General features: G+C 39.8%; 17 protein-coding genes. 13 read left to right on the forward strand and 4 right to left on the reverse strand.

Annotated elements, in window-relative coordinates; all coding sequences use genetic code 11:
- The first annotated feature begins 3 nt into the window (after nucleotides 1–3).
- On the forward strand, nucleotides 4–765 hold the full coding sequence (locus BM146_RS06565) for a response regulator (protein WP_074886165.1): 762 nt from the start codon (nucleotides 4–6) through the stop codon (nucleotides 763–765).
- Nucleotides 766–775: 10 nt separating this feature from the next.
- Nucleotides 776–3,922, forward strand: coding sequence for an ATP-binding protein (locus tag BM146_RS06570; RefSeq protein WP_074886168.1), 3,147 nt, complete (start codon nucleotides 776–778; stop codon nucleotides 3,920–3,922).
- A 1-nt stretch (nucleotide 3,923) separates the two neighbouring features.
- On the opposite strand, the gene BM146_RS06575 is transcribed toward BM146_RS06570, so the two are convergent.
- The gene (locus tag BM146_RS06575; RefSeq protein ID WP_074886171.1) at nucleotides 3,924–6,440 is read right to left on the reverse strand and encodes an ATP-binding protein; all 2,517 of its coding nucleotides are present in this window, start codon (nucleotides 6,438–6,440) and stop codon (nucleotides 3,924–3,926) included.
- A gap of 161 nt (nucleotides 6,441–6,601) precedes the next feature.
- Here BM146_RS06575 and BM146_RS06580 point away from each other — a divergent pair, with 161 nt between their 5' ends.
- The 6 genes from BM146_RS06580 to tig all read left to right on the forward strand — a co-directional run bounded on the left by BM146_RS06580 (nucleotide 6,602) and on the right by tig (nucleotide 13,524).
- A complete protein-coding gene (locus BM146_RS06580; protein ID WP_074886173.1) occupies nucleotides 6,602–7,204 on the forward strand; it encodes a TetR/AcrR family transcriptional regulator in 603 nt (200 codons plus the stop codon).
- Between the two features lie 13 nt (nucleotides 7,205–7,217).
- Nucleotides 7,218–8,159 carry a carbohydrate kinase family protein gene (locus tag BM146_RS06585; protein WP_074886176.1) on the forward strand — a complete coding sequence of 314 codons (942 nt, stop codon included), beginning with the start codon at nucleotides 7,218–7,220 and terminating at the stop codon, nucleotides 8,157–8,159.
- Nucleotides 8,160–8,321: 162 nt separating this feature from the next.
- Entirely contained in the window at nucleotides 8,322–9,842 is a 1,521-nt protein-coding gene (gene malQ / locus BM146_RS06590; RefSeq protein ID WP_074886178.1) for a 4-alpha-glucanotransferase, read from the forward strand.
- A gap of 82 nt (nucleotides 9,843–9,924) precedes the next feature.
- Nucleotides 9,925–10,956 (forward strand): LacI family DNA-binding transcriptional regulator, encoded by a 1,032-nt coding sequence (locus BM146_RS06595; protein WP_074886182.1) that lies wholly within the window; start codon nucleotides 9,925–9,927, stop codon nucleotides 10,954–10,956.
- Between the two features lie 114 nt (nucleotides 10,957–11,070).
- Nucleotides 11,071–11,628, forward strand: a complete 558-nt coding sequence (locus BM146_RS06600; protein WP_330391764.1) for a CYTH domain-containing protein — start codon at nucleotides 11,071–11,073, stop codon at nucleotides 11,626–11,628.
- A gap of 453 nt (nucleotides 11,629–12,081) precedes the next feature.
- The gene (gene tig, locus BM146_RS06605) at nucleotides 12,082–13,524 is read left to right on the forward strand and encodes a trigger factor (RefSeq protein ID WP_074886183.1); all 1,443 of its coding nucleotides are present in this window, start codon (nucleotides 12,082–12,084) and stop codon (nucleotides 13,522–13,524) included.
- A 14-nt stretch (nucleotides 13,525–13,538) separates the two neighbouring features.
- Here tig and BM146_RS06610 read toward each other — a convergent pair whose 3' ends face one another.
- The gene (locus BM146_RS06610) at nucleotides 13,539–14,672 is read right to left on the reverse strand and encodes an anti-sigma-I factor RsgI family protein (RefSeq protein WP_207649902.1); all 1,134 of its coding nucleotides are present in this window, start codon (nucleotides 14,670–14,672) and stop codon (nucleotides 13,539–13,541) included.
- Nucleotides 14,673–14,698: 26 nt separating this feature from the next.
- A complete protein-coding gene (locus tag BM146_RS06615) occupies nucleotides 14,699–15,451 on the reverse strand; it encodes a sigma factor (protein ID WP_074886190.1) in 753 nt (250 codons plus the stop codon).
- Between the two features lie 167 nt (nucleotides 15,452–15,618).
- Between BM146_RS06615 and BM146_RS06620 the strand changes: the two genes are divergently transcribed.
- From BM146_RS06620 to clpX, 3 genes are all read left to right on the forward strand, one after another.
- A complete protein-coding gene (locus BM146_RS06620) occupies nucleotides 15,619–16,356 on the forward strand; it encodes a hypothetical protein (protein WP_074886193.1) in 738 nt (245 codons plus the stop codon).
- Nucleotides 16,357–16,668: 312 nt separating this feature from the next.
- Nucleotides 16,669–17,271, forward strand: coding sequence for an ATP-dependent Clp endopeptidase proteolytic subunit ClpP (clpP, locus tag BM146_RS06625; RefSeq protein WP_074886196.1), 603 nt, complete (start codon nucleotides 16,669–16,671; stop codon nucleotides 17,269–17,271).
- Between the two features lie 14 nt (nucleotides 17,272–17,285).
- Complete coding sequence (clpX, locus tag BM146_RS06630; protein ID WP_074886199.1) at nucleotides 17,286–18,554, forward strand: ATP-dependent Clp protease ATP-binding subunit ClpX; 1,269 nt, start codon at nucleotides 17,286–17,288, stop codon at nucleotides 18,552–18,554.
- A 48-nt stretch (nucleotides 18,555–18,602) separates the two neighbouring features.
- On the opposite strand, the gene yihA is transcribed toward clpX, so the two are convergent.
- Nucleotides 18,603–19,211: a ribosome biogenesis GTP-binding protein YihA/YsxC gene (gene yihA, locus BM146_RS06635; RefSeq protein WP_074886201.1), complete on the reverse strand. Its 609-nt coding sequence runs from the start codon at nucleotides 19,209–19,211 to the stop codon at nucleotides 18,603–18,605.
- 103 nt (nucleotides 19,212–19,314) lie between these two features.
- Here yihA and BM146_RS06640 point away from each other — a divergent pair, with 103 nt between their 5' ends.
- Both BM146_RS06640 and BM146_RS20000 read left to right on the forward strand, forming a co-directional pair.
- Entirely contained in the window at nucleotides 19,315–19,914 is a 600-nt protein-coding gene (locus tag BM146_RS06640; RefSeq protein ID WP_074886204.1) for an HdeD family acid-resistance protein, read from the forward strand.
- 22 nt (nucleotides 19,915–19,936) lie between these two features.
- Nucleotides 19,937–21,127, forward strand: a complete 1,191-nt coding sequence (locus BM146_RS20000) for a cob(I)yrinic acid a,c-diamide adenosyltransferase (protein ID WP_242949356.1) — start codon at nucleotides 19,937–19,939, stop codon at nucleotides 21,125–21,127.
- The last annotated feature ends 61 nt before the right edge of the window (nucleotides 21,128–21,188 follow it).

Here is a 21,188-nt window from a genome sequence, read left to right on the forward strand (position 1 = left end):
ATTATGTTTTTTGGCTCAGGTAAGGTGCTGGTAATAGGTGAAAAAGAGACTTTTATAATAAAAGTCTTAATGGGAAAATTAAATGATGCAAAAATGCAGACTTCTTTTGCCTCAGAGAGTTTAAATGAAATAAATGCGGCGTGGCCGGAAGATGGTCTTATTGTGTACTATATGGAAGCTGGAAACAGAATTTCACCTGAAATATTAACTTTTTTGAAGGATAAGCTGTCCGAAGACAATAAGCAGATATTTATTATTGGTGATGCCGTAGATACCAGAAGCATGATTGATTCAATGCCACCACATCTTATTGGAAAAGTTTTTGAAAGACCTCTAAACTATGAGAATTTTGTCAGTGGAACACTTACATATTTCAACATGGTTGCCGAGGGTGAAACGAAACGAAGTGTGCTGATTGTGGATGATGACCCCAATTACATGGGACTTGTACGGGAGTGGCTGAAGGAAAGCTATAAAGTTTCTATGGCGAATTCGGGGATGAGAGCGATAAAGTGGCTCAGCTCTAATAGTGCAGATCTTATATTGCTTGATTATGAGATGCCGGTCACTGATGGACCGCAGGTTCTTGAAATGCTGCGGAGTGATCAGGAAACAAAGGACATTCCGGTCATGTTCCTGACCGGAAAAGATGACAAAGAAAGCGTTATGGCAGTCCTTGCACTTAAACCAGAAGGTTATATATTAAAGACCTGTGGTAAAGATGAACTTGTAAATACAATTCGCAAGTTTTTTATGTCAAGGTGAATGATATCTGATGAGGAAAAGAACTTTTAAAGATTATTCATCAAAAGAAATATATATATACAAGGTGACGTTGATCCTGGCGGGAATCCTTTTGAACCTTGCCGGAAAATGGATTTCCGGTTTTTTTGGACTACCGCTTTTTATTGATACTGTAGGAACAGTATTCGCCTCTGCTGAATGTGGCTTGTTTGCAGGCCTTTTTGTTGCGCTTATGACAAATGTGGCAGGCAATTATTTTGATGGCGTATCCTTGTATTTTGCCATTGTAAATATGGTTGTTGCGCTTTGTTCTGCAAGATTCTTTTATAAGAATTATCTTAAGAGAAAGTTTGGACTTATTTCTTTTATTTCTGTGATATCTATAATATCAGGTACCCTCTCGGCATTTATCGAGTGGTCTATTATTGGAGTACCTGAAAATGAACTGGTTGCTGGATTTACTGCGCTTATTTTGGACAAGGCAGACCTTCCATATATGCTTTCCTATATTATTGGTGATGTAGCAGTCAGTTTTATTGATAAAACCCTGACTGTAGTCATTGCTCTCTTACTTGTATGGCTGATACCAGGTGGAATAAGGGAAGGGATATGGAACAGAGAGATAAACTATTCTGAAGTGGCAAAGGAACAGTTTTATAATGGCGAATATAATAACATGAATCGTCGAAAGATTAGAATAAGACTTTTGTCCATTATTGCTTTGGAAGCAACATTTCTTTCAGCAGTTATTTCATATGTGAGTATTTCACTCTATAACGAAAATGCCATACGCGATAGGATTGAGCAGGTAAGTGGTGTGACCAGACTGATTGCAGGAGCCTTTGATGGTGATATGATGTCTGTTTTTCTTCAGGAAGGTTTTTCAAGTCAAAAATACCTCGAACTTGAGGGGCTGTTAGTTGCGACCTGTGTTAATTCTCCCGGAGTAGACAGAGCATATGTTTATCAGATAAAAGAAAATGGATATTATATTATTTTTGATTCTGATCCTGGATTTAAGGTGGGTGGTTCTATTGGTGAGTATCATCCTCATATTGAAGGGTTTTTGCCTTATGTTCCGCAGCTTGTGGCAGGTGAAAAAATTAATCCTGTGGAGATCAATGATGACAGCGGCTGGTATATAACAGGACTTCAGCCTGTGTATAACAGTGCAGGAGAATGCGTAGCGTATGTTGGCGCAGATATGTCCATGAAAGATATACTAAGTTATAGACATGATTTTACTATAAGAGTGCTGCTGGTTGCCGTGAGTTTTCTTTTTCTTAGTATTTCTTTGGGTGTCTGGCTGGCAGCTAAATATCATACAATTTTGGACAGACAGTACGACATGCTTCGTGAAGCAAAAGAGGAAGCTGACAGTGCCAACAGGGCAAAGACAAGATTCCTTGCAAATATGTCGCATGAGATCAGAACGCCTATTAATACCATAATGGGCATGGACGAGATGATACTTCGACAGGATACAGAAGGTGTTTCAAGGGACTATGTGGAAAATATTCAGGGGTATGCCGCATCTATTAAGAAAGCCTCTGAAATTCTTTTAGGACTGATAAATGATATCCTTGATCTGTCAAAGATAGAATCAGGGAAGATGAATTTGTTAGAGCAGAATTATGACACAGCGGAAGCTCTTAGAAGTATAGTTTCAATGATACGTGTTAAAAGCAATGAAAAGGGATTGGATTTCAAAGTTGAGATAGATAAAGATATACCCAAAATGCTTTATGGTGATGTAGGAAAACTTAAGCAGGTTGTCTTAAATCTTCTCACGAATGCTATAAAATACACGAATGAGGGTGGCTTTACTTTAAAGCTTGCAATGCTTCGCTCAGACGGCGACAGGTGTGATCTGTATTTTGGCGTTAAGGATACCGGAATAGGCATTAAATCCGGGGATATAGAAAAAATCTTTGCGCCATTTGAACGAGTTGATGAAGTAAAAAATGAAGCTATTCAGGGAACAGGCCTTGGTCTTAACATCTCAAGACAATTTGTTAAGCTCATGGGCGGAGAACTTAAGTGCGAAAGTGAATACGGTGAGGGTTCGACGTTTTTCTTCACAATAAGTCAAAAGGTGATAAACAATGACCCTATAGGCGAATTTGTTGAGAAACATGATGAGAAGCATGTCGGAAAATATATTCCTAAATTTGTTGCACCTGACGCTAAGATCATGGTAGTTGACGATAATGAGATGAACCTTCAGGTTGTACTTGGTCTCTTAAAGAGGTCTAAGATAAATATCGTTACAGCCATGAGTGGTAGAGAGTGTCTTGATAAATTGGATGACAGCTATAACCTTATTTTGCTGGACCACATGATGCCTGGTATGGATGGTATTGAGACTCTTCAGGAAATACATCAGATCACAGTTGAGATTCCGGTAATTGCGCTTACAGCCAATGCTGCTCATGATGGAAGGGATTACTATAGAAGCAAGGGATTTATCGATTATCTGGCTAAACCGGTTGATGGAGATCTGCTTGAAGAAACTATCAGAAAGTACTTGCCTGACAAGCTCATTCACGAGGTTGACCCAAATGAAGTTGAAAGAGAAAAGCCGCATCTTTCTGAGAGTCTAAAAAAACTGGTAGGCATTGAAGGAATAAATCTTGATGACGGTATCAACTTCTGCGGAAGTACTGATTCTCTTGAAAAATTTCTTGATACTTTCTATGGGACAATCGATGATAAGTCCAAAGAGATAGAGGATGCTTTTACTTCAGAGGACTATAGTTTTTACACCATTAAAGTGCACGCCCTGAAGAGTACTGCAAGGATAATAGGTGCAAAAGAACTTTCAGAGCTGGCACTTAGTCTTGAAGAAGCGGGAAAGAGTGGAAATATCGAACTTATTAAAGAAAAGACAAACGCTCTTTTATTGCTCTACAGGAGTTACAAAGTAAAACTGCACGACTATTTTGCCAAAAGACATCAGAACGAAGGCGAAAAAGAAACCATTACAGAGGACATGCTGAAAGATGCCTACGGCGCTCTTAAAGAACTTGTCCCTGCAATGGATTATGATGCGGTAGAAATGGTACTTAATGAACTTGATAAATATGATCTTCCTTCTGAAGAAAAGGAGAAGATAAATAAACTTCAGGACCTTCTTAAAAAGGCGGACTGGGATGAAATGGAAAATTTATTAAAATAGATCAGTGAGATGATAAAAGTTCATCGATCTTATCCCAATCAAAGGCCTTAAGGGCTGTTGCAATATTATCAAATACAGCTTTATCCTCTTTTGGAAGAGCGTAATCATTTAGCTGGGCAAGGACTAATTCAGCACTATCATAGTCCATCTGCTCAGCTATTTCTTTTAATGTGGAATATGCACTGCTAAGATCATCAGAAGAAATGAGCTCTTTTCCTGTGTCGTCAGAGGTTTCTTTGTTGCCAAGTTTTGAAAGCTTATCTTTAAAGCTCCTGTACATTTCGAGAAGCTCATCGTTGTGGGTGGTAATAAAGCCCAAATCGGATTTGTTTCCAGCGTCCTCAAGCGACTTTGCAAGGTCTGAAAGCTCATTAGCTCCAATAATGCGGGCAGAGCTCTTTAAGGCATGAACCTTAATTGTGTAGAGTTTTATGTCGTTTTCTTTGTAGGCGTTTTCAATTACTTTTGCATTCTCATCTATGGTGTCGTAAAAGAGCTGTGCAGAGAAAACAAAGCCTATGGCACCACCGGAGTTTTTGATTCCATCTTCAGCTTTAATACCTTCTACCTCTTCAAGCCACTTTTTATCAGGAGGCAGTTCCGGACTTTCTTCAGGAATTATAGGAGAAACAGCCTCTTTGATCTTTTCCTTTGGAATATTGTCGAGAAGTGCTTTCTCTAAAACATTTGAATCAATAGGTTTACTGATATATCCGATAAAGCCCTTTGAACCATAGAATCCATCGCCGTTTGCCATATAATTTGCGGTCAGGGCAATGGCAGGTATTTCTTTGTTAAATTCTCTTACCTTTTCAAGGGTTTCGATTCCATCCATTCCTGGCATCATGTGATCTAAAAGAAGAAGGTCATAATTATTTTCTTTTAGCATATCCAGGCAGGCAAAGCCTGATTCAGCTGTGTCAATCTGCACTTTGATGGGCTTAAGGAATCCTTTTACAACAGCAAGGTTCATGGAGTTGTCATCAACAACCAGAATTCTGGCATCTTCTGCTGTAAATCCGGCCACGTGGAGTCCGACAGATTTCGTTTCTTCTGTTTCCTTAAACTCTCCAATAGGAGTGGCGTCAATTATTTTCTGGTTTACTTTGAAAATAAAAGTAGAACCTTCACCATAGACACTTTCGCAGGTGAGGCTTCCGCCTAAAAGCTCCGAGAACTGTCTGGAGATATCAAGTCCAAGTCCTGTTCCCTGAATACTGTTGTTTCTCTCTTCGTCAAGTCTTTCAAAAGCTGAAAAGAGCTTAGGGATATCTTCTTTTTTTACACCTATTCCGGTATCTTTTACAGAGAAAAGAAGATTACAATTATCACCTTCTACTGAGAGAACTTTTGCAGTAAGAGTAAAGCCGCCTACTTCTGTGTATTTTACGGCGTTTGTTAAGAGATTAAGAATTATCTGCTTGATTTTTCCCATATCTCCATAAAGTTTTGCAGGCAGTTCTTTATCTATATCAAGTTCAAAGTACAGGTCTTTCTGGTTACTTCTTATGCGGATCATGGTGATTATGCCCCTAAGAAGTGTAGTAACGTCATATTCCTGTTCAACAATGTGCATTTTACCTGATTCGATCTTGGAAATATCCAGAATGTCATTGATAAGTCCAAGCAAAGATTCAGAGGCATATCTGATATCGAGTGCGTAGTTTGTAATTGACATGAAATATGGCTTTGGAACGCCGGTGGCATCTTCCCTTAAGATCATCTCATCCATTCCCATGATGGTATTGATAGGAGTTCTGATCTCATGAGACATATTTGCCAGGAATCTGGACTTTGCATTATTGGCCTTTTCGGCAGCCATTTTGGCTTCTTCAAGCTTATTCATATTAATGATCTCAAATACATAGGCAAGCACTACCATTCCAACTATGGTCATGTTTGTAAGCGAAAGACCATAGGAAAAGATCTGTATTACAGTTGCCACGTATGGAAGAATGCTAAACAGAAGCAGAAAGATAGTAGAACTGCGGTACAAATATTTTCTGATCCTGATGATAGTGACAATCTGGAGCATAGTTATAGAAAGTGGGAATAAATATGACACAAGAAATCCCGGGTTTCTCACATAGTGATTGGACTCGTCAAAGTGATAATAGAATTTGGTAAAGAGGTTAGCGACTATCATAAGTGCACCGATAGTGAAAAGAAATTCACTGATAACCAGAAGTATCGGTGGCTTTTTAGGCTTTACTGTCGTTTTTAATATGTCTAGCAGATATACGTTAAAAGCGTGGGATACATATAAGGACAGCAAATAAACGAGGAAATTACTTATCCTTACCATCCAGTATCCTTTTTCTGATATATCACCTCTGTAAATATATGCAATCCTGTCAGAAATAAGAAGAAACATGGAAGAAAGTTCCATGGAAACAAGAGCGTGTTTTCGAGACTTGGTAAGAGTTTTGGTCGACAAAGCAAGGATTGTCAATACTCCACAGCCACCACTTAGAAACAGCATGATATCAAGTTGGTAAGTTCTCAAAAAATCGTACATACGAATACCTGCCGAAAGACTATATTTATAGATAGTACTAGTATACCATATTAATGATTAAAAATTGATAAAGTACGATAAAACGTTTGAACTGGACTTGGTAAAATGCTATATTTAATCTAGACTGTTGTAGTCAATTTGGGCTTCGTAGGTGATGCAGGATGAATGAAAAATTTTTTGAACTAAAAAAAGAGAAACAGGACCGCATGATAAATGCTGCACTTTTGGTATTTTCCAGTTACGGCTATTATCATGCAAGCACTGATGAAATTGTTAAAGTTGCCGAAATAAGTAAGGGACTACTATTTCACTATTTCGGAAGCAAGATCGGGCTATATTCTTTTCTTTATGATTATGCAACTCGTTTTGTTACGCTTGAACTTGCACAGAATGTGGATAAAGGGGAGACAGGGTACTTTGAACTGTATAAACAGATAGTTACAGCCAAGGCAGCTTCCATGGGCCAGTATCCTTACATATATCTTTTCCTTAAAAGAGCAGAGGAAGAGACGTATGCGGAGGCTCTCTCTGAAATCCTTGAAAGGCGCGAAAAGTATCAGAGGATAATGGAAGCCTTAAGAGAAAGGGCTGATATAACAGTTTTCCCTCCTGAAATTAGCTATAATAACGTATGGAATATGCTCGATTACACTGTAGATGGTGTCATGGAAAAAGAACTGAAGCAGGACACCTTCAGATCGGATCTGTTTTTGGAAGAAGTCATTGAATATATTGATATGGTGAGCAAAATGGTTCTCTCATAAAAAGGAGGCAAACATGAGCAATTTTTTAGTAGCAGGAGTAACACAGATTGAAACAATTGTCAGAGTTGATAAGATTCCTGTAAGCTATGCACCATTGACCAGCGTGCAGGATTCTATCTATACAGCCATGGGCGGTGATGCTTACAATGAGTCACTTGCTCTTAAGTGGCTGGGAGATGAGGTTACATTCATGTCCATTGTAGGAAGAAATCAGGATCTTGGTCTTATCAATCCGCCTGACAGAAAGATAACTCTTTCTACTGACTATATTATTCCTCAGATGAAGGAAACTCCTACGGAGGTGGTGCTGTATGACAAGCAGAGAAAGCAGCAGACTTTTGAGGACATTAAGGACCTTAGAGAAAATGTCTATGACATGAATGTGGTTACGCCTATTGCAGGGGTATGTGACATGATGGTTCTTGCCAATGCCAATTTCTGCAGACCTTTTGCCAAGACCGCTGCGGAGCTAAAAAAGCCAATTGCAGTAAATATCAGAAACTATAATCCTGAAAAGGAAAAATACAACACAGATTTCCTTGAGCCTGCAAAAGTCCTGTATTTTAGTGATGATACTCTTTCTGAGGATCCATATGATTTCATAGACAGAATGGCATCATCCTATGGAACAGAGGTCATCATTCTTGGACAGGGTAGTGAAGGACTTATCCTTTTTGACAAGACCAAGAATATAAAGGCTCATTACAAGACAGTAAAGACCAATGAAGTTGTCAATACAATTGGTGCAGGTAATGCGCTGTTTGCATGCTTCCTTCACTATTACATGGAAACAGGAGATAGTGTAAATGCCATAAAGAATGCTTTGCTATTTGCATCATATAAGATTGGTTACATGGGCACTTCTAATGGATTTATGACAGTAGAGCAGCTTGAACAATGGCGAAATCTTATTTGGGGTATTAAAAAGACTCCATTTGAAGAGCAGGGCGCTTGATATTTTTTTACTTGAAATAGTTTTTATAAACTGATAAAGTAGAGCTATGGAAACGTTACCGGGAATGGCATGTTTTTCCATAGCTCTTTTGCCGGAAATGCTTGAAATATGCAAAAGAACTGGTGCAACTATAGATTTTGATAAGTGTTGAGAGGATTGGTTATGGCTAATAAAAGTAAAAAGAAGACAAGAGCATGTGGAGTTTTACTTCCTATTTTTTCTCTTCCGTCTGAGTACGGAATCGGAACATTTTCAAAGCAGGCGTATGAATTTGTTGATTTTTTGAAAAAGGCAGGACAGAGCTACTGGCAGATTCTTCCTCTTGGCCCTACAAGTTATGGTGATTCTCCGTATCAGTCTTTTTCGACCTTTGCAGGGAATCCATATTTTATTGATATTACATCCCTTATTGAAGAGGGATTTTTGAAAAAAGATGACGCTGATAAGTGTGATTTTGGTGATAGAGAAGATTATATCGATTATGAGAAGCTTTACAGATCAAGGTTTAAGCTTTTGAAAAAAGCTTATGACAATCTTGATAACGTTTCTAATTCTGCTGAGATAAAAAAAGAATTTGAGTCTTTCAAAGCTGATCCTGATAATGACTGGCTTTTGGACTATTCTCTTTTCATGGCTCTTAAAAATGCCAATGGCGGCATGGCGTGGGATACCTGGGAAGAGGGTGTCAGACTTAGAAAGAAAGAAGCACTTAAAAATGCTTCTGAAAAATATAGTGAAGAGATTGATTTTTACAGCTTTTTACAATTTCTTTTCTCGAAGCAGTGGAAAGCGCTCAAGGCCTATGCCAATGAAAATGGTATTGATATAGTCGGAGATATCCCGATCTATGTGGCATTTGACAGCGCTGACACATGGGCTAACCCTGAACTGTTCCAACTTGATAAGAACAACGTTCCTACAGATGTTGCAGGATGCCCGCCGGATGCATTCAGCGCAACAGGCCAGCTTTGGGGCAATCCTTTGTATAGATGGGATTATCACAAGAAAACAGGCTATAAGTGGTGGATGAAAAGACTGTCACACTGCTTTAAGCTGTATGATGTTGTAAGAATAGATCACTTCAGAGGATTTGATGAGTATTATGCAATTCCATATGGTAATCCTACTGCTGAAATAGGTGAGTGGAGAAAAGGACCGGGAATTGAATTTTTCGATATTATGAAAAAAGAACTTGGGGAGCAGAGAGTTATTGCTGAGGACCTTGGATTTTTGACACCTTCAGTGATAAAGCTCGTTAAAAAGACAGGTTTCCCTGGAATGAAGATTCTTGAATTTGCTTTTGATTCAAGAGAGGAGAGCGACTATCTGCCTCATAACTATACAAAGAATTGCATCGTTTATACCGGAACTCATGACAATGAAACCTGCAGAGGCTGGTTTGATGCACTTCCAAGGAATGACAAGAGATTTGCCAAGGAATATCTTGGTATCACCTATGCAAAGGATGCTGTTAAGGCAATGATAAGATTTGCATTTGCAAGTGTTTCTGACACGGCTATTATTCCCATGCAGGATTATCTTGAACTTGATGCAAGCGCAAGGATCAATACTCCTTCAACACTTGGTGGCAACTGGGTATGGCGCATGAAAAAGGATGCACTTTCAGATTCTCTTTGCGCTGGAATGCATGATTATGCTAGAATCTATGGAAGATTGAGATAAAGAGAAAAACAGATCCGATGGTGTGTGGATAAACATCTACGCAGCATCGGACTTGTAGTTTCATAGAAGATAGGTGGATGATATGGCAGGTATTACAATAGTTGAGATTGCGAAAAGGTGCGGTGTTGGTGTCAGCACTGTATCGAGGGCAATCAATGACCACTCAGATATCAATCCTGAGACCAAAAAAAGGATTCTTGAGGTAATAAAGGAAACAGGATATGTTCCCAATAACAGTGCGAGGAACTTAAAGCGCACAGATGCAAAGTGTATTGCAGTTTTAGTAAAGGGTATAACCAATCCCTTTTTTACCCCTATGATACAGATAGCAGAACAGGAAGCGGAGAATCGCAAATATGCTCTGGTCCTTAGGCATGTTGAGGCATATGAGGACGAGCTTGACGTGGCTCTAGAGCTTGAAAAAGAAAAGAGACTTCGCGGAATAATATTCATGGGAGGAAGTTCCAGACATTCTTCTTCAAAAATAAAACAGCTAAATGTTCCTGTTGTTTTTGCTACTATTGGTTCTGAAGTATCAGAGAAATTAAGCAAAAAAGAGTATTCGACAGTTTCTGTGGATGATATGCTTGAAAGCCGAAAAATGACTGAGTATCTGATTGGACTTGGACATAAAAAAATAGCAATTTTATCTGAAGGCAGTGATAAGCCTTCTATAGTAAAGCTTCGTCTTGAAGGTTATATTGAAGCACTTAAGGCAAATGGCATAGAGATAAATAAGAACCTTATCCGGCTGGTTGATAAGAGAATTTATTCCATGGAGAACGGTTACCAGACCACCAAGGCGCTTATTGAGTCCGGCGAAGAGTTTTCTGCTCTTTATTGTATCTCGGATGTGCTGGCTGTTGGTGCTCTAAGGGCTTTTGCCGACGCAGGTATAAGAGTTCCGGAAGATGTGAGTGTGGCAGGATTTGATGGACAGGATATTTCAAGGTTCTGTGTGCCCAGACTTACAACGGTAAGGCAGCCCCTTGAAGATATATCAAAGGCGACCATGAAGTTATTGTTTGATATCATTGACGGAGAGAGCGGACATCGTCACATAATATTCCCCGGTGAACTGATCGAGGGTGAATCTACCAGGAAGAGATCATGAACAGCAATTCCTTTTGGATTTACCAATATTGAGAAATTCCAGGGCAAAATAGCGGCATAGGATATGTCTGCAAAAATAGTATATAGGCAGTAATTTTTTTAAAAGAGGAAAAATATGGGAATAGAAATTGAACGCAAATTTACAGTAAAACAACTTCCCAAGGATTTAGAGCGATACCCCTACCATGTTATTGAGCAGGGGTATCTTAATGTTCACCCGGCAGTCAGGGTGCGCAGAGAAGATAACATCTATTACATGACATATAAGGAATCTTCCATGGAAAATGAAGATCCATCGCAGGATGGTCAAAGCAGGCTGATAGGTAAAGTAGAATATAACATGCCCCTTGATAAAGAATCTTATGATCATCTTGTGCTCAAGGCTGATGGCAATATGATAAGGAAAAAGAGATACCTTATTCCATTAAACAGCGATGGATTTGATGAAGCTTTTTTTGCCGGTGATCCGGGTATAAAAAAGGCTGTAGAAGAGGGAAAGATAAAGATAGAACTGGATATTTTTGATGCGCCTTTTGAAGGGACCATTCTTGCGGAAGTTGAATTTCCGAGTGAAGAGGCTGCAAGAGCGTATAAGCCGGCAAAGTGGTTCTTTGAGGATGTTACCGGTGATGTGAAATACAGCAACTCTCATATGAGCTCAGTAAAATTGTGATTTGATGTTACTGTTCAGACAGAAATGCGCACTAAGCTGCGCATTTCGTGAGAACTTGATACGGGAGTGAGCGCATTCCATCGACGAAGTCGATTTGGAATGAATGCGCGAAGTGGTTACTGGAGCGAGCTGTATGCGAGTGAACAGTAACGATTTGATGTTACTGTTCAGACAGAAATGCGCACTAAGCTGCGCATTTCGTGAGAACTTGATACGGGAGTGAGCGCATTCCATCGACGAAGTCGATTTGGAATGAATGCGCGAAGTGGTTACTGGAGCGAGCTGTATGCGAGTGAACAGTAACGATTTGATGAGAATTGACTTTTTTAAGATAAATTGTTGTGGAAAAAAATATTTAGCTATGTTATAATCTACAAGCGATTGTGCCTAAAAGGCCAAAAGGGTTAAAAAACCCTTTATATAAACAATTTTTAGAAGGAGAATTTAGCAAAAATGAGCGTAACAGTAGAGAAGCTTGAGAAGAGCATGGCTAAGCTTAAGATCGAAGTATCTGCAGAGCAGCTTGAGAAGGCTATCCAGAAGGCCTATGACAAGAACAAAAACAAGATTCAGATCCCAGGATTCCGTAAGGGTAAGGCTCCTCGTAAGATGATCGAGCAGATGTATGGCAAGGGAGTATTCTATGAGGATGCTGCTAATGAGCTTATCGAGGAAGAGTATCCTAAGGCTGTAGAGGAGTGTGGAGAAGAGGTTGTTTCTTCACCTAAGATTGATGTTGAGCAGCTTGAAGCTGGTAAGGATTTCATCTTTACAGCAGAAGTAGCTCTTAAGCCTCCGGTTAAGCTTGGTAAATATAAGGGCGTAGAGGCTGAGAAGATGGATCTCGAAGTATCTGACAGTGATGTTGATGCTGAGATCGACAAGCAGAGAAATACAAACGCAAGAACAGTTGAAGTAACAGACAGAGCTGTTGAGGATGGCGATATCGTTACTCTTGACTTTGAAGGATTTGTTGATGGAGTTGCATTCGAAGGTGGTAAGGGAACAGATTATCCTCTTACAATCGGATCAGGTGCTTTCATTCCTGGATTCGAAGAGCAGCTTGTTGGATTTGAAATTGGTAAGGAAGGCGAAGTTAATGTAACATTCCCTGAAGATTATCAGGCTAAGAACCTTGCTGGTAAGGCTGCAACATTCAAGTGCACAGTTAAGGCTATCAAGGCTAAAGAGCTTCCTGAGCTCAATGATGAGTTCGCTAGTGATGTATCTGATTTCGATACACTTGCTGAGTACAAGGAAGATGTTAAGAATAAACTCGTAGAGAGAAAGACAAACGAAGAGAAGGCTAAGAGAGAGGACGCTGTAGTTAAGGCTGTCATCGAAGATTCAGAGATGGAACTTCCAGAGGCTATGGTTGAGACTCAGGCTAGACAGATCGTTAGTGATTTTGCTCAGAGACTTCAGATGCAGGGTATGAGCATGGATCAGTACCTTCAGTATACAGGCAACACTGTTGATAAGATGATCGAGCAGGTTAAGCCACAGGCTATCGAAAGAATTCAGGCTAGACTTGTTCTTGAAGAAGTTGCTAAGGTTGAGAACATCACAGTTAGCGATGAGGACTTCGAGGAAGAACTTAAGAAGATGGCTGAGCAGTATAAGATGGAACTTGACAAGCTTAAAGAGCTTATGTCAGAGTCTGAGCAGAAGACAATGAGAAGTGATCTCGCTGTTCAGAAGGCTGCTGATTTCCTTGTAGAGAACGTTAAGGAAGTTGCTAAGAAGAAAGCTGCAAAGAAGACAACAAAGAAGGCAGATGATGCTGAGGAAAAGCCTAAGAAGACAGCTACAAAGAAAGCTGCTAAGAAGGATGACGAAGCAGAAGAGAAGCCAAAGAAGACAACAAGAAAGAAAAAGACAGAAGAAGAGGCTTAACTAACTCTACAAGCTTAAGGAATTTGTACTTTTGGCGTAGCATTTTGCGGAGCCGACGGCATTTCTGAAATGCCTTTAGAACCGGTATCTTGTGGTACCGGTTCTTTTATTGCATTATTATTGTTTTCGTTTGGGGCACCTTCTGTAGTTGGACTGTTATCTGCAGGAGGAGCATTTTCTGAAGCACTGTTATTTTCTTCGGGAGCTTCATTTAACTGAGATGCATTTTGATTATCAGGTGCTATTTGCAAATCAGGATTGTTGTTGTCTTCGGATGGGATGTCGGGATTTTGCAGGCTCTCGGGATCATCAATTGGGATTTGCTTATCAGTTGTGTTTTCCTCTGGAATCTCGCCTGGAATTTCAGAAGGACCATTTCCGTTACCTTCAGCACCAGAGTACTCTGAGAGTATTTCTTTTACAGGGAGTGACTTATAAACATCTTTAAGTGTTGATAAGTCCTGGCTGTTATCACCGGTAAAAGAATCAGTTTCAGTTAGAGGAGTGTTATCAGCTATTTGCTTCATGGCTTCGAACCTTCCTGTACTCATACCGGAGTTAATGGCTTCCTGCCTTGAAGCTATATCAGATTCAAGGAGGCAAAGACTGATATTGCTATCATCAAAAGCTTTGGATATATCACAGGAAAGATTACTGTAAGAGCGTTCACTTCCGGGGACGACATCAATTAGTATTGAGACATCGTCACCGAGGAGATAATTGTTTTCCTGCAAAACAGCAACTGTTTCTGATAGTGCATCGGAAAGACTTTTGTTTTTCAGACTATCACTAAGGTCATCCACAATCTCGGCAGCATCGTCATTGAGGGCGGTTACGTTTATTACCTTGTTCAGTCTGTTTAAGGTGTATTCTATGGATGGATTTACATCGACTGTAACATAGGAATAAGCAAGAGCTGTCTCGTACATATAGGAGAGGCCTGCAGCAATGATGATAAGGGCAGCAGCCGCATATGGCAGAAATAATCTGTACATGCTTTGATGCCTGTTTTTTTTGCCTCTTATATGACAGGTTGTTGGCGAGTCTGCAATGACTGATATTTCCTGGCCGACGTCAAAGTTACCGGCTATTTTTCTAAAGCATCCGTCATCGCAAAGAACGGCACATATTCTTTTCTTTTTTTCCATTACAATTGCGTGCATGATCTGTCCCTTTACAAATTTGATGGAGAGTTTGTTATAAACCACATATATTCTGAAAGCTGTGGATAATCACCATTTATTATCAGTGTTGCAGTGATTATGTAGCGTCTGTATCTATCCATCATTTTTCTTGATATCCGGCTTTTTTCCTCGAGTTCTTTCATTGGAAGAGTTTTTGAACGTTTCATTTTCTGCAGCAGTTCTTCTGAAGTTAACATCGCCTTTACAGCCTTGGCGCATGCTCTCTTAGTCTTTTCCGTGCAGGGGGAGCATTTTGTCAGATCCATAAAGCTAAAACCATAGTCAGTAAGCTTGCTGCTGATCTCTGCTATCTCATCCTTTACAGTTACCTGATGGTCTATGGAATTTTGTTTTAAATAAGAAATATCTGCTGATTTTTCCTTGAGCTCAAATGAAATAGGAGACTCCTTGTCCTCATCTATTTCTCCTTCAAAAAGGTAGGGTTCTACGCTAAGCTCGCATTCATGGTGCTTTGCTTTTCTCATATGATCAAGAATCCTTCTCTTTATGACCAGATTTGCAAAACTTGAGAAAGCTCCTTTGGAAATATCGTAAGAATCGATAGCTTCAAGGAAAGCGCTAAGTGCAATGGAGTACTCATCATCGCTTTCTGTTATGAATCTTCCCACACATTTATATGCACAGTATTTTATGTACCCTGTGTTTTTTTCAATAAAAGAATTCAGCTGAGACGGAGTATTCTTTACCTCTATGACTTCTTCGCTAAATGCATTCTTTTCCATAATTAACTCCCGAGTATATTGAATTATTCGAATATGGATGGACAAAGAATGGGGTAGCCCGCCAAAAAAGATTTTTTGAATTTTTTTAATGTGACCCCACTATATTTGTTTGCTTGCAAGAAATATTACTGTGAGGAACTAAAAATAAATTAAAAATGGAGGAATCTATGATGAAAAGAATAATAGGAACAATGACAGCAATAGCTTCAGCGATTATAATGCTTGCGACCGTGCAGGTTACAGCCATGGCAGCACCTCAGGCAAAAGATGCGCAGCCACCTGCTCAGGGAGCGGCACCTGCCCAGGGCGAAGCGCCAAAGGGCGGACAGGCACCAAAGGATGGTGAGCAGCCACCGGAAATGCCTGATGCATCAGGAGCTGCAAGTACCGGTGAAGCACCTGAAAAGCCAGAGGGTGAAGCTCCTAAAGAAGAGCCTAAGGATGGAGAAAAGCCTTTAGCAGACGCAGATATGACAACTTTGCTTGAAAATCTTCTTGAGACGATCGAAGCTCTGGATGATGAAGAAGTAAAAGAAAACATTACAGAATTATATGATGCATTTGTAGATGCCCTTGATGCAGAGCAGGCAGCAATAGACGCAGAATCTGATGAAGACACATTAGCTGAAGTTAAGCAGGCTGTTGAAGATGCGAGAGCAGCGCTGCAGAGCGCTTTGGAAGAAGCAGGAATCGATTTTGATCTTGAGCCAAAGACAGGTGATGAAGCGCCAAAGGCTATAGAGGATGGTGGAGAGTTATCCGAAGAAATTGCACCAAAGGATGCAGAGCCTGCAGTAAATGAAGATGGAAGTGCTGATGAATCTGTTGAGAAGACAAGCCCTATCAAGAAGATTGGAAACGCAATAAAGAGCTTTTTTAACAAATTATTCAAAAAGAGCGAATAAGTTACAATTCAGACAGAAATGCGCACTAAGCTGCGCATTTCGTGAGAACTTGATACGGGAGTGAGCGCATTCCATCGACGAAGTCGATTTGGAATGAATGCGCGAAGTGGTTACTGGAGCGAGCTGTATGCGAGTGAACAGTAACACGCGAATAATTAAGAGTTTATTAAATTGTGTAAAAGACTTTCAAAAAACAGTAATTAGCCGTATAATATAGTGTGGTTGTGTATAGTTTTTTAGCTGTGCAGACCACACTATTTAGGTTTAGTGGTAAATAATGCTTTTTGATAAGGCAAGCTTGGAGGACAGATAATGAGTTTAATACCTTATGTCATTGAACAAACAAGCCGTGGAGAGAGATCTTATGATATTTACTCCAGACTTTTAAAAGAAAGAATCGTATTCCTTGGTGAGGAAGTTAATGCTACTTCAGCAAGTATTGTTGTTGCACAGCTTCTTTTCCTTGAGGCAGAGGATCCTAACAAGGACATACACATGTACATTAACAGCCCGGGAGGAGAGATCACTTCCGGAATGGCTATCTACGATACAATGCACTATATAAAGTGTGATGTAAGTACGATCTGTATTGGTATGGCTGCCAGCATGGGTGCATTCCTTCTAGCAGGTGGTGCAAAGGGTAAGAGAATGGCACTTCCTAATGCTGAAGTAATGATCCATCAGCCACTTGGCGGAACACAGGGTCAGGCAACAGAAATTGAGATTGCTGCAAAGCACATCCTCAAAACAAAAGAGAAGATGAACAGAATGCTTGCAGAAAATACAGGAAAGACATATGAGCAGGTTTGCGCAGATACAGAGCGTGACAACTGGCTTTCAGCTCAGGAAGCTCTTGACTACGGTCTTATTGATTCAATCATTGAGAATCGTCCTGTAGAGAAGGAATCTAAGTAATCAAAGGAGATGTTATGGCAGGAAAAAATTCCGGAGAGATCAGGTGTTCTTTTTGTAACAAGACACAGGATCAGGTAAAAAAGTTAATAGCAGGACCTGCAGGAGTATATATTTGTGATGAATGCGTTGAGATATGCGCAGATATCATAGAGGAAGAGTTCGAGGACGAACCTGTCGCAGCCAGCGAGAAGAACATCAATCTTCTTAAGCCGGTTGAAATCAGAAACTTTCTTGATGAGTATGTAATCGGACAGGATGAAGCTAAAAAGGTTTTAGCGGTATCTGTTTATAATCACTACAAGAGAGTTCTTGCTCCTAAGAGTGAGGACAAAAACGAAGTTGAGCTTCAAAAGAGTAACATTATCATGATCGGACCAACAGGTTCCGGTAAGACATATCTTGCACAGACACTTGCCAAGATCATAAATGTTCCTTTTGCTATCGCTGATGCTACTACTCTCACTGAGGCAGGATATGTTGGTGAGGACGTTGAGAATATTCTTCTTAAACTTATCCAGAATGCTGATTACGATATTGAGAGAGCTCAGTACGGAATTGTTTATATCGATGAGATTGATAAGATCACTAAAAAGAGTGAGAACGTATCTATAACAAGAGATGTTTCAGGTGAAGGTGTACAGCAGGCACTTCTTAAAATCGTAGAAGGTACTGTTGCAAGTGTTCCACCTCAGGGCGGAAGAAAGCATCCTCATCAGGAGCTTATCCAGATTGATACAAGCAATATCCTCTTCATCTGCGGTGGTGCATTTGATGGTCTTGATAAGATCGTTGAGGCAAGACTTGATAGAAATTCAATCGGATTCAATGCAGAGATTGCTGATAAGTCAGAAAGAGAGATCGGAGAGGTCCTTAAAGAGGTAACACCTCAGGATCTTGTAAAGTTTGGTCTTATTCCTGAGTTTGTTGGACGTGTACCGATCACAGTTACTTTGGAAGGTCTTTCTAAGGAAGCTTTGGTCAAGATCCTTACAAAACCAAGGAATGCCCTTGTTAAGCAGTATCAGAAGCTCTTTGACTTCGATGATGTAAAACTTACATTCGAAGATGAAGCAGTTCAGAGAATTGCTGAAATGGCTTACGAGAGAGAAACAGGAGCCCGTGGACTTCGTTCCATTATGGAGAAGACTATGATGGATGTTATGTATCAGATTCCTTCTGATGACACCATCAGTGAGTGCGTTATCACAGATGCTTCTGTAGATGGCACAAGCCAGCCACTCATCGTCCACAAGGACAGCAAGAAATTAAAACAGGCTAAATAAAAAATAAAAGCTGTGAGAAATGAGAGATCATTTTTCACAGCTTCTTTTTTAGGCTTCGGTTGAAGGAGATACTTCCGTGAGCAGTTCATCCATGAAGTCGTAGATTTCCTGTCTGCCTTCTTTGGATAATGCTGAATATGGGAAGATTTTAATTTCATCAGGAAGACCAAGGCCGTTTCTTAACATATTCAGGTGCTTCTCACGCTGAGAAGGTTTGATCTTATCAGCTTTGGTTGCAATGATAACCGGCTGAAAGCCTTGATGAACGATCCATTTGTACATCTGAACGTCATTGGCCGAAGGCTCATGGCGGATATCGATAAGAAGGAAAACTCTAAGGAGCTGCTTGGATGTGTGGAGATAGTTCTCAATCATTTTTCCCCACTGTTCCTTAACCTTTTCAGGAACACGAGCAAATCCGTATCCCGGAAGGTCTACAAGGTAGAACTCGTTGTTTATATTGTAGTAGTTGATTGTCTGAGTTTTTCCTGGCTCCTGTGAAGTTCTGGCATAGTTTTTGCGATTCATAATGCCATTTATCAGGGAACTCTTTCCTACATTACTCTTTCCTGCAAAGGCAAACTCTGGGAAAGGGTTGTCTGGTAGTGTGCTTGTGATTCCACAAACTGTTTCAAGATTTACATTTTTAATAACCATGCTATTCTCTCTATTCTTTGTAATTGATGCTTAACAATAATCATTGATTAAGTTAAAATTTAAGGTGAATGTTAATACATTATAGCATATTCGGAGGCGAAGTATGGAAACACTTAAAAAAATGAAGTTAAATTACGTGATTGAAGCCATCGTGATGATTGTTATAGGTGTTGTTCTTATATTCTGGACAGAGGCAAGTCTTCTCATCATGGCGAGAGCGTTGGCAATCCTGCTGGTAATAGCAGGTGTAATATTTGTATTCAGCTATTTTTTGCATAAAGAGCGCAGCATTGTAATGTCCGGCGGATTTGCAATGGGAGTTATTATTGCAGCCATTGGCGTTTGGATCTTCCTTAAGCCTGATACATTTACCGATTTTATCCCCAAGCTCTTTGGTGTATTTATCCTGCTTAGCGGACTTATGAATCTGGGACAGACAATCTCTCTTGTCAGCTACAGATATTCGCTTTGGTGGATTTCTTTGATCCTGGCCGTAGGAACTATCGGTATGGGAGCATTTCTTTTGTTTAATCCTAAGGATGCAAAAGAAATAGCGGTGACTATCATCGGAATATTCCTGGTTTATGATGGAATCACCAATCTGTGGACAATATCAAGAGTCTCCAAGTATGCAAAGAGAGTTAATCAGGAGATGAATGCTGTCGATGTTGAAGCAGTTGTTGAGGATGTAGATAAAAAGTAATGCCGGAAATTGAGGAATAATAATGACATTTGAACCAATAGAGGTATCGCTTGATGAGGGCTGCATTGATGCTTTCATCAGGCGATATCATTTTAATGACAATGAAAAAGCAGAAATAATAAGAATTTACAGGAAGATTGCTCCAAGAGTTCATGCTATTTTTCACCATATCATCGAAGAGGATGAAGAGGGAAAAAAGTCTGCACTTGTAGTAGCAAGTCTTGGAAGAGCAATTGATGAGTTTCAGAATAATCTTTTAGAAAAGGGAAATATTCAGGAAGCCTATATTGTTGATTGTCTGGGACTGGATTTTTTATCACTTGCCTATGAAAAAATAGATGAAAGACTCCATGAGTCCACAGGTCTTTATGCCGGAGGATATCAGTTTGCAGGAAGTGATGACTTTCCGCTTGAAAGTATTCCTGAAGCCATGAAAAAGCTTGGACAAAAGAAAATAAGATATAATGACGCCTTTGTGCTTGTTCCCAAAAAGAGTGTTGTGTTTAGGACTCAACTATTTGAAAAGCAGCAGGAAAAGCATTCCAAGTGTAGTAGCTGCAGTTCTGAAAAATGCGTATACAGGACAAGTGAGTATGCCGGAGCTACAAGAGTTTTGAAAGATAATGCAGATGTGAAAATAGATTTGTCGAAAGAGAAGAGAGAAAACATGGGAGACGGTGATAAGAGGGCAAAAGGCCTGATCCACCTCTATACCGGCGATGGAAAGGGAAAGACTACAGCATCTATAGGACTTGCCATAAGGGCAGCAGGTTCCGGCAAAAAAGTTGTATTCACCCAGTTCATGAAAGGAAGACAAACATCGGAATTAAATTCTTTTGACGAACTTGAGAATATTAAAGTGATCAGAAGCAGCAAGAATTTAGGGTGGTTTAAAAAAGATGATCCTGATTCTGTTCTTGCTTTTACAACTGAGCATAACAGAATACTTGACAACATAGAGAATTTAGTAGAAAAAGGACAGTGTGATGTACTTATAATGGATGAAGCTACCTATCCATACAATTACGGGATTATTGATAAGGACAGATTTGAAGCTTTGATACTAAACAAGCCTGCCTATATGGAAATTGTTTTAACAGGTAGAAATGCACCTGACTTTTTTATTGATAATGCAGATTATATTACAGAAATGAAGAAAATAAGGCATCCCTACGACGGGGGCATTGAAGCTCGTCTGGGCATTGAATATTGATGCGCTCACAGGAAAGTATACTATCTTGTTAGAGGACGCAGTCAAACTGTCAGTGCAGGCA

The organism is Butyrivibrio proteoclasticus, assembly GCF_900115735.1.
GTDB classification, from domain to species: domain Bacteria; phylum Bacillota; class Clostridia; order Lachnospirales; family Lachnospiraceae; genus Butyrivibrio; species Butyrivibrio proteoclasticus_B.